The sequence below is a fragment of the Pseudomonas sp. C5pp genome (genome assembly GCF_000814065.1).
Lineage (GTDB): Bacteria > Pseudomonadota > Gammaproteobacteria > Pseudomonadales > Pseudomonadaceae > Aquipseudomonas > Aquipseudomonas asiatica.
In genome coordinates this window covers 151212-163661 of sequence record NZ_JWLN01000005.1, presented here as the reverse complement: position 1 = coordinate 163661, position 12450 = coordinate 151212, and the positions used below count along the sequence as shown (strand labels likewise).

Annotated in this window: 10 protein-coding genes; 2 read left to right on the top strand and 8 right to left on the bottom strand. The window is 60.2% G+C overall.

Translation table 11 applies throughout. The features are described from left to right. Nucleotides 1-74: 74 nt before the first annotated feature. Entirely contained in the window at nt 75-1037 is a 963-nt protein-coding gene (locus tag RR51_RS06085; protein ID WP_052261031.1) for a FecR domain-containing protein, read from the bottom strand. Beyond that, nucleotides 1034-1540: a sigma-70 family RNA polymerase sigma factor gene (locus RR51_RS06080; RefSeq protein WP_039612923.1), complete on the bottom strand. Its 507-nt coding sequence runs from the start codon at nt 1538-1540 to the stop codon at nt 1034-1036. Before RR51_RS06080 ends, RR51_RS06085 begins: the two co-directional genes overlap by 4 nt. A 485-nt stretch (nt 1541-2025) precedes the next feature. Between RR51_RS06080 and RR51_RS06075 the strand changes: the two genes are divergently transcribed. Together RR51_RS06075 and RR51_RS06070 are read left to right on the top strand one after the other, a co-directional pair. After that, complete coding sequence (locus RR51_RS06075) at nt 2026-2604, top strand: NAD(P)H-dependent oxidoreductase (RefSeq protein WP_039612922.1); 579 nt, start codon at nt 2026-2028, stop codon at nt 2602-2604. Between the two features lie 164 nt (nt 2605-2768). After that, nucleotides 2769-3152: a MerR family transcriptional regulator gene (locus RR51_RS06070; RefSeq protein WP_003256870.1), complete on the top strand. Its 384-nt coding sequence runs from the start codon at nt 2769-2771 to the stop codon at nt 3150-3152. A gap of 69 nt (nt 3153-3221) precedes the next feature. Here the strand turns inward: RR51_RS06070 and RR51_RS06065 are convergent, their stop codons facing one another. The 6 genes from RR51_RS06065 to RR51_RS06040 are packed head-to-tail and all read right to left on the bottom strand — an operon-like array spanning nt 3222 to nt 12416. Beyond that, nucleotides 3222-5831, bottom strand: coding sequence for an efflux RND transporter permease subunit (locus RR51_RS06065; RefSeq protein WP_039612921.1), 2610 nt, complete (start codon nt 5829-5831; stop codon nt 3222-3224). Between the two features lie 33 nt (nt 5832-5864). Continuing rightward, the gene (locus tag RR51_RS06060; RefSeq protein ID WP_039612920.1) at nt 5865-6701 is read right to left on the bottom strand and encodes an outer membrane lipoprotein-sorting protein; all 837 of its coding nucleotides are present in this window, start codon (nt 6699-6701) and stop codon (nt 5865-5867) included. A 50-nt stretch (nt 6702-6751) separates the two neighbouring features. After that, nucleotides 6752-8035, bottom strand: a complete 1284-nt coding sequence (locus RR51_RS06055; RefSeq protein ID WP_039612919.1) for a DUF1302 family protein — start codon at nt 8033-8035, stop codon at nt 6752-6754. Between the two features lie 2 nt (nt 8036-8037). Then, a complete protein-coding gene (locus RR51_RS06050) occupies nt 8038-8802 on the bottom strand; it encodes an SDR family NAD(P)-dependent oxidoreductase (protein ID WP_039612918.1) in 765 nt (254 codons plus the stop codon). Further along, nucleotides 8799-9536 (bottom strand): SDR family NAD(P)-dependent oxidoreductase, encoded by a 738-nt coding sequence (locus RR51_RS06045; protein ID WP_024086890.1) that lies wholly within the window; start codon nt 9534-9536, stop codon nt 8799-8801. The genes RR51_RS06050 and RR51_RS06045 overlap by 4 nt, the downstream gene beginning before the upstream one ends. A 9-nt stretch (nt 9537-9545) precedes the next feature. Then, the gene (locus tag RR51_RS06040) at nt 9546-12416 is read right to left on the bottom strand and encodes an aminotransferase class III-fold pyridoxal phosphate-dependent enzyme (protein WP_039612917.1); all 2871 of its coding nucleotides are present in this window, start codon (nt 12414-12416) and stop codon (nt 9546-9548) included. Nucleotides 12417-12450: the final 34 nt, after the last annotated feature.

Genomic DNA, 12450 nt, shown 5'->3' with positions numbered 1-12450 from the left:
GGCTCGTCTGAGTGATCGTTCATAGCCAGGACACCCGAGATCCGGAACCCCCTCATCGCCCTGCAAAAAAGTCGCTATTTCACATCGATCCGGGTCAGCCAGAAGCCCAGGGTGTCGACCCGGATCGGCAGCGTCTCACTCAGCGAAGCCAGGGTGCGCTCGATGTCGTCCACCAGGAAGGTACCGAACACCCGGACCTGCGCAGCTTGCGGGCTGATGCGCAGCAGGCCGCCGTAATACGGACGCAGGGCCTCCACCAACTCGCCCAAAGGTTCGTCTTGGGCTTCGATCCGCCCTTGTACCCAGTCATCGCGAGTACGCATCGACGGTGCTACGGCCACGCTGCCATGCTGGTCGAAGGCGAACGCCTGGCCCGCGTCCACCCGCCGGACGCTGCCGTCGGCGCTGCTGAGCAGCACACTGTGCTGCTGGACCGAAACCAGACAGCGCCCAGAATCCTGACGCACCATGAAGCGGGTTCCCAACGCGCGCACCTCACCATGGTCGGTGGCGACAATCAGTGGCCGTGCGCGATCAGGCTCCACCTGCACCTGCAGTTCACCCGCGCGCAGCACTACCCGGCGCTGCTGGGCGTCGAAACGGATATCGGCTGCACTGCGGGCATTGAGGCTTACACGGCTCCCATCGGCGAGCAGCAGAGTCTTGCGCTCTCCGGTAGCGGTGTGGGCATCGGCCAGCAGGTCGGCCACCGGGGCCAGGCGGTTGAGTAAACTGACGCCGCCGGCCCCCAGCAACAACAATGCCAGGCCCTTACCCAGCAGATTTCGCCGTGACGGGTTGGGTAGCGCGCGCAAGGCGCGGCTGGCCACCTGTGCCTGGCCTGGCAGCCCATGCAGATCTGTCAGCGCAGTCTCGAGCACATTGTTCACCCGCTGCCACGCCGCCCGATGCTCGGCGCAGTGCTGGTGCCATTGCTCGAACGCCTGATGCGCGGGATCGCTGGCGGGTAGGTGTTCCAGTCGCAGCATCCAGTCGATGGCATCGTGCAGCGCCTGCTTATGGGACTGGCAGGTCATACGCCGGCGACGCTCAGGCAATGCAAGAAGGCGCGGCGCAGATCGCGCTCTACGGTGGCGATGGAAATGCCCAATTGCCGGGCAATCTGCGGCTGCGGTAAGCCATCCAGGCGACTGAGAATAAAGACATGGCGAACCCGACGCGGCAGACCGTGCAGCACCTGGTCGATCTGAACCAGCGCCTCGTGCACCAGCGCGAGTTCTTCTTCTGAGGGCGCACAGGCCTCCGTTAAGTTGGCCAACTCTTCCAGGTACGCCCTTTCCAGCGCTCGACGACGAAGCAGGTTGCTCAGCAGGCGCCGTGCGACAGTGGCGAGGAATGCACGTGGCTCCTCGATGGCGACCGACTGCGGCGCTTTCATTACCCGCAGGAAGGTGTCCTGGGCCAGGTCTGCGGCATCGTGTGGGCATTGCAGACGACGATAGAGCCAGGACCTCAGCCAGCGATGGTTGGTACCGTAGAGCTCGAAGAACGCATTTTTGACGGGCTGGGAATCTGCCACGATGACACCGCAGTAATGATATTTCTTCTCATTATTATCTGCGGCATACGCTTTCACAACTGGATAGCGGAGATTTCGTCACGACAAACCCATCGAGGCCACCTCCCTAAGGTGTGACGTGGCCCCGTGTTACAACTTTAATTTTCCGAGTACTGACTGAATCAAGGACCAACTCTGCCTCGACTCGGCCGAGGTTCCGATAGCGGGCATCTGTGAATGGCCGCAATGGGTCGATAGCAGCCGTTCGTGAATGCATTCCCAAACGGACCCAGCCCTGCCCCGTTATCGGCCACACAACCGTGGAGGTACACTAAAGTCCAGCGAGGGCCTGTTCGAAAGCTGTGAGAAATAGCCGTTCTCGATCGCGCATTCTGATGAGGGTATCGAAGGGTATTTCTGGGGGTACATTACCGCCAACCAACAAGGCTTGACTCTACCGTAAGGGGCAGACTTTACCCTTGGCACTTCATTACCTGGAGTTTGTCATGAAGAGCAAACGCATGCTCGTAATCCTCGGCCACCCTTCGAACGACAGCTTTTGCGGCGCTGTGTCCGAACGTTACGTCGAGGCCGCCACGCAAGCAGGCCATGAGGTGCGCTTGCTGCGCCTGGACACCCTGGATTTCGATCCGGTCCTGCACGATGGCTATAACCAGGTCCAGTTGCTTGAGCCCGATTTGATCGCCGCACAGAACGACATTACCTGGGCCGAACACCTGACATTTGTGTACCCGATCTGGTGGGGCGGCATTCCGGCGTTGCTCAAGGGGTTCTTCGACCGCGTGTTTCTGCCCGGTTTTGCCTTCAAGTACCGCAAGGGCTCGCCCTTCCCGGACAAGCTGCTCAAGGGCCGCACGGCTCACCTATTGGTGACCATGGACACTCCGCCGTGGTACTACCGGTGGGTGTATCGCATGCCGGGCCTGCACCAAATGCGCAAGACCACCCTGGAGTTCTGCGGCATAAAGCCCCTGAAAACCCTGACCTTCGGTCCGGTATTGGGCTCCAAGCCGGAACAGCGTGAAGCCTGGCTCAAACAAGTCCAGGCAGTCGCCAGCCGCTGATCGGCCCCGGTCGTGCCGTGCCCCTGCACTGCCCAGCCGAGCCTCCCTGCTGCGACACCTTGTCCAACTTGGCTTCCAACCCCCTGACGCTTGTGCAAAGATGTCGCGCGCCTGTGCGAGCGCGCGACATCTTTTCGCTTCTGATGCGTCAAAAAGGGATTTTCATGTACATCGGCAAAGCCGCCCAGCTGTCGGGCACCACCGTCAAAAGCATTCGACATTACGAAGAAATCGGCCTGTTGCCCCCCCCGCAACGCGAAGGCAAGTACCGCATCTACAGCCAGCAAAGCGTAGAGCTGCTGACCTTCATCAAATGTGCTCAGCAACTCGGTTTCAAGCTCAAGGAAATGCAGGCCATTCTGCAGGATCATCGCGGCCAGGAGCTGCCCTGGGATCTGGCCATGCAGGCCATCGATAACAAAAAGCAGGAATTGATGGGGCAGATCCAGGCGTTGCAGAAAGTGCATGACGGCTTGGTCGAGTTTGAGCTGAGCCTCAAAGATGCTCAGATGCAATGCCAGTTCGAACACCTGGAAAAAGCCCGCTGAATCCGCACCGCCGCCCCTGAACGGCCATGGCGCCCCGTGCCGTTTTCAACACGCAGGCGCCCCAGCGATTTAGCCTGGCACAGCCTCACCCCGCGGCTGCTCGCCCTCTTGCACTGCTGGTTGCGGCACAATCGAGGCAAAGAACCACGGCGAAATCAGCGTGACCAACAAAATGGTCATGAAGCCACTGGATGACAGCGCCAGTATCACCAGTACACCCAGGTCAATGACGGGTTTGTAGGCGGAGAACAGCAGCGCGACAAAGCCCATCGAGAAGATCACGACATTGACCACCGTCGAACGCCCGACGCCCTGCATGGCCGCCAGGATGGCCTCGTCGATCTCGGCGCCCTTCTGCACCAGCATCTTGATCCGTGACAGCAGGTGAACGGCGTAATCCACGACTCCCACCACCAGGAACGTCACCAGTGTGGTACCGATGTTCAACTCGATATCCAACAGGTACATGCTGCCGTACACCGTCACCGACGTGGTCAGCAACGTCAGCATGCCGAGGATGCCCAGGCGTACTGACTTGAGCCAGAACATCATCATCAAGGTCACGGCCAGCAACGCCAGCGAGAAGCTCAGCACCTGACCCTGGGTGATTTCCTGCAACACCCCGGTCCATATGTACGGCGTACCGGCATGGGTGACTTGCAGGTTGGCCGGTTTGTTGATCGCCAGCCAGGCGTCCAGTTTATCGAGCATCGCCTGGTAATCGCCCGCCACAGAGGAGGTCATGGTGAACAGCGTCACCGCCTTCGAGTAATCGGCATTGAGCACGTTCTGCAAATCGGTGCCGCCACCGTTCTCGAACATCATGATGTGTTGTTCGATGAGCGAGTTGCCATCGACATCGAAGGTCTCCGGTTTCCCGTCATCATCGACCACCGTCACCTGCTCCACCGCCTGCGGCACCCGCAGGAAAGCAGGGTTCATGTCGTTGAGCACAAGGTTCATGCGCTTGATGTAGGTCGCCACCGAATAGGTGTAACTCACGTTCGGCTGGGCCCTGATGAACTGGTCCAGACGTTCCAGGAACTGCACGGTTTCAGTGGTCAGCGCGCCACGCGGAGTCTTGGTGTCGAAAGCGATCCAGCCCGGCGAGGTACCCGCGACCCCGGCCCTGTTGATGAACTCGTCGGACATCCGCACCGGGCTGTCCTTCTTGAAGTAGGCAATGCCCGAGTCTTCGATATCCACCTTGAACGTGAACACCGTCATCATCGCCAACAACGGCAGGGTCACCAGCAATACCGGCTTGCGCCAGCGAATCAGCCAGGCACAGAACACCACCAGATAGTGGGAGATCAGCGACTCTTTGAGTTGCACTTTGCGCGGGACGGCATCTTTGCCCCAGATCGAAATCCACGCCGGGATCAGTAGCAACGAAATGATCAGCGCCGCCGTCAGGCCGATGGACATGAACACGCCAAAGTTGCGGATGCTGACAATGTTGTTGGTGGTGGAAATCAAGAACGTCGCAATAGTCGTGACCGTTGTCAGAACTACGGGCGTGACCATCAGGCGCTGGGTTTCTCGGTTGGCTTCGCGGAAAGACTTGCCCGAATTGAGCTGTTCGTAATACTCGGCCATGACGTGGATCGCGTCGGCACAACAGATGGTGAACAGAAACACCGGCAACACACTGGTGAGCAAGTCCATCGGTACACGCAGCAGCGCCATCAGGCCAAGGGTCCAGATGGTGCAGAACAGGATATTGAACAGCGGCAGCACCACGCCAAGTGGTTTGCGAAAGAAGAAAACCAGCAGAGAAGTCACCAACAGGAACACGATCGGGAACAGCATCGCCAGGTCGTGATCGATGATCTCCTGCTGGGCCGCAATGAAGATCGGCATGCCGGCGATGAATACCTCATCGGTGAACTCCGGGTGAGCGGCCTGGTACTTCGCGATGATCTCGCGGACCTGGTGATAGGCACGCAACTGGGCCTGAGCGTCGTCCTGTTTGGTGCCCAGTTCGGCGACGACCATGGCGACTTTCTTGTCCGCCGAGACGACGCCACCAACCATCTGCTCGTTGCCCATGATCTGCGCTTCGACCTTGCTCGGGTCCATATCCAGGGCGTGCAGGGTCTTGTGGATCCACAACTCGCCATCGGCACTCAAGCTGATGTTTTCCAGGTCAGCCATCGAGGCCATTTCCTGGATCGGGTTGAGCCGCTCGGCAAGAAAGCTCAGGAACTGCAGGTCGTGGCTGTCCCAGTGCCGGGCAATCCCATGGTCGCGCAGCGCTTTGGCGGCAGCGTAATCGTTCTGCGAAAAACCTTCGGCGAGGATCTGCACCAGCAAGGCCTGGGCATCGGGATCGCCACTGTGGAGGCCAACGATGCGCTGCAGTTCGACACGGTCCTCATCGTTCGCCAGCATCAGCCGGCGTATGGCCTGGGACAACTCGAACTGCGCGTTCAGCGACGTGGTGTTGAAGACACTCTCGGGGTTGCTCAGCGCCACCATGACCGAGTCATATGTGCCGGTGAACTCGCGCTGCAAATCAATGATCGTCTTGCGCGCCGGGTGAGTGTCCTTGAGCAGATACGGATTGGTGTCCGACATCAGCGCGCCGAGGGTGTAGGTGAAGTAGGCGGTGATCGCCACCAGCACGAACACAATTGCCCGCGCATAGCGCTCGACGAAGTTCAGGTATCTTTCCATGAATGAGGGTTCCAGATGAATCGAGAGCGGCGCTTAGCGGGCAGACACGGCGTATTCCGGCAAGTCGCCGGCTTTCAGCCCACGCTTGATCGCGGTCTGCGTGAACAGGCGATCGTCCAGTGCGACGTTGTACTGCAACTGGTTGAAGCGCAGCTGAGAACGCGTACCGGCGATGAAGTCTTCGGTTTCGCTGAAGGTAATGCTGTCGATCTGGTCGATGGTTTCAGTCTTCAGAGTGCGCATCTGCTTGAACATCACACCTTTTACATCGAAGAAGTCCTGGCGCAGCACCAGTGAGTTTTTCTTGTCAACCCAGACCTTGAGCTTGTTGTAGCCGGTCTTGGCCAGCACGGCAGGCGTCGCCGGCTCACGCTCGATCACGTAGCAATCGCGGCCCTGCAACTGCTCTTCGCCAACCAGCGTTTGGCGATAGTCTTCGGCGCGAATCTTGTCGAGGTCGGCATAGGAGTAGTCGCTACCCATGAACGCCCCGCGTTTGTCGGTGGTGGAAATCCTTCGGGTCTGTCGGCTGACCGGCAAATACATCCATTGGCTGTCTTCGAGGCCCAGGGCCTCGCGCGGGTTTTCGATGTGGAAGGCGACGTCACGCACATCACTCGGCGCGGAGAAATACATGGTGAATTTGTCGCTGTCCGGGTAATCCTTTTGCAGATAGCTGAACTCGCGGATGCGGCTATTACCTTGCTTGTCGATCAGGATCAGAGACACCTGGGACATGAAGCTCTTGCCGTCATCGCGGTCCCGGGCCTGGCGAATGATGTCGTCGGCCGTGCGTGGTTCAGCTGCCATGGCGGCAGCGGCGCTCAGCAACAGTGCGCTTACAGTCAGGGTTTTGAAGATGGGCAACATCGCGATTTCCTTTTCTTTGTTTGAGTGGTTCGCACACCGCACTGGTGTGGTCAGAACAGATAACCGGCGGACAAGCGCACCTGATCGCGGTTGGCGTAGGCACCGAACTGGCGGTCTGGCTTGCCGAAGAACACATCGACTTCGAGCCCCAACTTGAGCCAGTCCACCGGTTTGTAGGTGAAGATCCCCTGAACGAAGCTGTCGTCCTGCGCTGGCGGCGACATGCCGAAAACCAGGCGGGTCTTGAGGCGATCCTGGAACTGCGATCCTTCGGCAGACACGGTGAACAGGTCGTCGCGTTTGTCCTGAACCATGCCGGGCTGCCAGTCGAGCAGCCGCTGATGTTGCCACTGCGTCGAGATCAGCCAGTCCCGCAACAGGTAATCGACGCCCAGCAGCGACTTGGTCATCGCCGTCTGGTCGCTGCCGTAAGCGCGGTAAGGATTGGTGACGCGCCAATTGTCGAAGTAGGCGACTTCACTGCGTACCACGATGCTGTGGCCGGCATCGATGGCCACACTGGCGCCGCCCATGGAATAGCGCGGGAATTGCCGTTCGAGGCGAATCAGGCCCTCTTCGGTCTGGCCTTCGACGGCGTAAACCGGGTCCTGCTGGCGGGCGTTGAGGGCAACGAAGCTGACATCCACCGTGCCGATCCTGCCGTTGGCACTGGCGCCATAACCGAAGCCACTGTGACCGTCATAACCGGGCCGCGAATCGACCACAAACATCTGCGGATCGGGTGTGGCAAAGATCGGTGCATCGAACTCGCTGCCGACGGCCGGCGCCTGGTTTTTCACGAAATCAGTGATCACCAGCGCTTCGAGCTCCCACTCGCCGACCGGCTGCACCAGGCGAATCATCGGCACCGCGATGCGGCTGTCTTCCAACAGACCGATCACCCCCTCGCGATAGTCCAGCGGGTTGATCTGATCGAGCACCCGTAATTCATCTGCACGCCCCCACACCACCTGCTGCCAGCCCACCGTCAGCTCGCCGTCACCGACGTAGAGCCCCCAGTAAAGGTGCCGCCAATCGGCGGTCGCCCGGTAATCGTCCCGGGCTTGCGCACTGTAGGGGTTGTTGCCGTCATAACGGAAGTCGTAACGGGCTCGGCCCTTGGCCTTGTAGTAGCCGCTGTCCCAGGCATCCTCCAGGCTGAACTTGAGGTACACGGCCTTTTGCGTGACCTGGTCGTCACCGTGCAGACGCACGGCCGTGGCTACGCCGATCTCCGCTTCATGATGCTCCGGCAACCACTCGGAGATCGCTACCGGCGAGCCGAGGCTGACCAGCGCGGCCAAAAGGCCGCGGTTCAATCCCAGTCGAGCCATGGCTACATTCCCAACCCGGCACCGCCGTCGATCATCAGGCTTTGCGCTGTAACACCACTCGCCTGCGGGCTCGCCAGATAGCGGACCATGGCCGCCACTTCGTCGCCCTGAATGAAGCGCCGCAGGGGCAACTTCTTCTTGGCATTGCGCAGGATTTGCTCGTGGGTGATCCCGGCGATCCGCGCCTGAGCCGCCAATTCGCCTTGCAGCATCGGTGTGTCGATCCAGGCGGGCAGGATGGCATTGACGGTGATTCGCCGTGGCGCCAGGTCCAGCGCCAAGGCCTTGGTCATGCCGATGATGCCGTGCTTGGAGGCGCAGTAAGCGGTGTTGCGAACCTTACCCGCTCGGCCGAGGATCGACGACATGTTGACGATCCGCCCACCATCCGCCATCAGTGGCAGGCACAACGAGGTGACGTAAAAAGTGCCGTTGAGGTTGATCGAAATCACCTTGTGCCAGTTGTCCAGGTCTTCGGGCTCGTTCTCGTCGCAGACTCCGGCGCTGTTGACCAGCACATCGACAAAGCCGACCCGGTTGGCCAGGCCCTTGAACAGAAGTTGCAGGCTGGCCAGATCGGCGATGTCCGCTTGATGGGTTTCGATGCGAGCGGCAAATTCGCCCTCGGTGACCCACCGCTGCAAGGTTGCCAGATCCCGATCAAGCAAGATCAAAAGGTGCTCGGCCTGGGCTGCAAAACTTTCCGCGACGGCGCGTCCAATACCATTGGCCGCGCCGGTAATCACAATCGTACGTGCCTGGCTCATAGCATTTTCAATCCGCCGTTGACGGGCAAGACTTCGCCCGTGACGTACAGGCCGCGCTCGGCCAGATACAGCACCGCGTCGGCAATTTCTTCAGGCCGGGCGAACCGTTTGATCAACAGCCGCGACTGGATTTCCTGCTCATGGGCGCCGACCAGGGCTTCGCTCATGTCGGTGCTGACGATGCCGGGCGCCACCGCGTTGACCCGGATGTTGCGCGGCGCCAACTCCACCGCCAGGGCGCGCGTCAATGCTTCTACTCCGCCTTTGGCCGCGGCGTAGTTGCTCTGGCCCTTTCCGGGCTTTTGCGCGGCCACCGAACTGAGGTTGACGATGCACCCGCTGCGTTGGCGCATCATGCAGGGCAGCACCTGCTGACAGCACAACAACGTGCCGATCAGGTTGGTCTGGATGACCTCGGTGATGTCGCTCAACGATTGCGCGGCGAGCAAACCGTCACGGGTGATACCGGCGTTGTTGACCAACAAGTCGATACGCTCGAAACGCTGCTCGACCCGTTCAAAAAACGCCTGAATGCTCTGCGCATCCTTTACATCACACTGCACAGCCAGGCACTCCCGGCCGAGCCCTTCGACCTGCGCCTGCAAGGCAGCGGCTGACGCCTCGTCACGGACATAACTGAAGGCAACCTGATAACCCGCGCCGGCCAGGGCCAGCACGACGGACTTGCCAATGCCGCGACTGCCGCCGGTCACGACGGCTATTTTCTGAGTCATGACCGCTCCTTAAAGCGAGTTTTGAGTTTTGAATTGCGCGAGGGTGAAGCCGTGGGTCGCGGCCAGTGCGCGGACCTGCTGAACTTGCTCCCGGCTGATATCGCCGTAGGAGCCGTGCTGGCTCATGCCAGACAAGCCCATCAACACCGACTCGGCCATGCACGCATACAGCTGACCTTTTTTCAGGTAGGCCCGCACGTTGGGCGCCAGGCCGTCGTCGAACGGCGTCTGGACGATGCCGCCGTGCATGTAGAGCACGTCTTCGCGTTGGCTCGGCATGTCTTGATGAACGTTCAGCGGCACGGCGATATCGCAAATCAAGCTGCGCTCGGCGAAATGTTCGGCGCCGAGGAACGGCTGAGGCGCATTGGCAGCGCACAGGACAATCCGTGCACCCTTGAGGGCTTCGAGATCGTTGGTGACCGTGATGAAGGCGTTCGCGCCAAGGCGCTCATCCACCAGACGGGCGATGTGCAAGCCGAGGTCGGCTTTTTGTCCATGTGAATGCAACAAGCCACGAAAACCATCAAGGGCCAGCAGTCGCTGCGCCAACCGGTCATGTTCGGCCGTGCCTTTGAGGATCGAACGGGCCGCGTCGGCGTAAATCTGTTGCGCAGTTTTCTCCAGGCGCCGAACCGAGCCGTCACGACCGCTGCCAATCAGAATCAGGTGATCGACAGTGGCGGACAGCAACGAGGCATAGGTCGACGCAACGTTACCGGCGGCGCCGACAACGGCAGCGGTTTGCTCGCGCAGTGCCAGACCTTGCTGTACACAGCCTTGCTCGATGGCTTCGAGCCCCATGCCGATGGTCAGGGCATTGCCGGATGTCAGCGCCATGTCGGCAATCTTCAGCGCCTGGCAATTGTTGGTGACGATCGAGGTGTACATCCCGAGGCCGGCGATGCTGCAGCCATCGGCGCGGGCATCGGTGACACGCCTGCCGACTTCTTCGCGAATACTGTCCAGGTCACCGCTGAGGATGTACTCGGCCATGGCATCCGAATCCATGCACAGCGGGTACAACGTGAACTCCACCGCCATTCCCAGGCGCGACCGAATGATCACCGGGCCGACTGGCGCAGCGCGGCGTTCAGGCTTGGTGCGGTTGATGAACGTGCGTTTCTGTTCCGGGCTCAGGGCTGCCAGCGAGGGATCGACGTCACCGAGGATATCGGCATCGATCAGGTGGTTGATGAACGCTACCCGGGCGACGACTTCGACCTTGGCATCGTTTTTTTCAACGGGCTCGGCCACCCGAAAATCGTCCTGACGGGCTGGCACGGCGGGAATCGAGTCCGCGCAGATACCCGCCGCCAACGGCAACGCATCGCCACGGCGCAGCATGTCGCAGACCCGTTGCAAGGCACCGATCAGCCCGTCGATTTCGCCCAGGGTGATACAGGCTGGCGGCTCCAGGCGAATCACGTTGGAGTTGCTGCCCGACGGTGCTACCCGCAACGCTTCAAATTGCAACAGGTAGCCGGCGATCAAGTAACCCAAGGCATCGTTGTACTGGGCCGACGCCTGTACCAGCGAACTGCTGACACTCAGGTCGTGCAGTTCCAAACCTACCAGCAAGCCGCGCCCGCGCACATCGGCGATCACATCCGGATAGGCCATCTTCAGTTCATTGAGCGAGGCTTTGAGGTAGGCGCCCTTGGTGCGTATGTCTTTGAGCATCGCGTCGTCATTGGCGAACAACCGGCGCAATGCCGACAGCGCGATATGGCAGGACGGATCGTCCTCGGCGAAGGTCGAGCTGTGGATGTAGCTGAACTCGCCTTCGTAGTGGCTGCTGCGGATCACCGTCGCGGCGATTTTCATCAAGCCGCCGCCGAGGGCCTTGGACAGGCAGTAATAGTCGCCTTGCAGGTTGAACTGGCTGCTGGCAAGAAACGTCCCGGCGCGACCAAAACCTGACTGCACTTCATCGATCACCAGCGGGCATTGTTGCTCGTTACACAGCTTGCGCAGCCCCAGGTAGAACTCGGCCGCGAACTCGTTGATACCGCCTTCGCCCTGAATCGGCTCCACCAACACGGCGGTAATCGCGCTGAACGGCAGTTTCAGCACGCTCAGGTGTTCGCCGTCCCATTGCAGGCTCAGCCAATGGTGCGTGTGCCGGGCGGGCAATTCCTGCAACTGATGGGGCTGCTGGGGGTCGATGAACTCGACGTTCAGACCAAAACGGGCAAACGGCGCGCGGTACTGACGGCCATAGGTCAGTTGCACGGTATTGACCAATTTGCCGTGGAAGCTGCCGCGCAGGGCGATAAATACCGGTTCGATGTGCAACTGCGCCAGGTTGTGTTGGCGAACGGCTTCAACCACCTGACGCAAGGTCACGCTGTTCAGATTGGCTGGCAGGACACCTGCAGGCAGGTCGAGCTCGGCCACATCCAGCTCGCGGTAAGCGCGTTCGCTGGCGATCAGGCTGGCCAGGGTGAAATCGATGTCGTCGAACTGCTTTTGCAGGCTCTTCTGGCGACGGAACTCCGCGTGCTTGACGGCGATTTCCACCGCCTCCGCGCCACTGTTGGAGAAAGTCGAAATGTAACGTTCGGTGTTCTTCAGTTCGCGATTGAAGGCGTCGCTGAGCTCTCGCCCCAATTGCCCGGCCGCACCGCGGATCGACATTTGTGCGTTGAACGGCACGTCACTGCGCAGCAGCGCACAGAGCTGATCGACAAACTGTGGGTCGTTGTGGCCGAACAGTGCCGCACCGTAACCGCCGAGAAAGTCGGTGACCGTGACCATGTCGCCCTTGGGGTTGCGGTAGAACAACTGGCTACCGAGGGCGCGCTGAAACTCACACTCCAGGCCCAGTGCCTGGAGCAGGCCGACGAATTTTGGCCGAACGAAATCGCGATAATCCATGACTGTCATATCCCTGAAAGTAAAAAATGGGCGG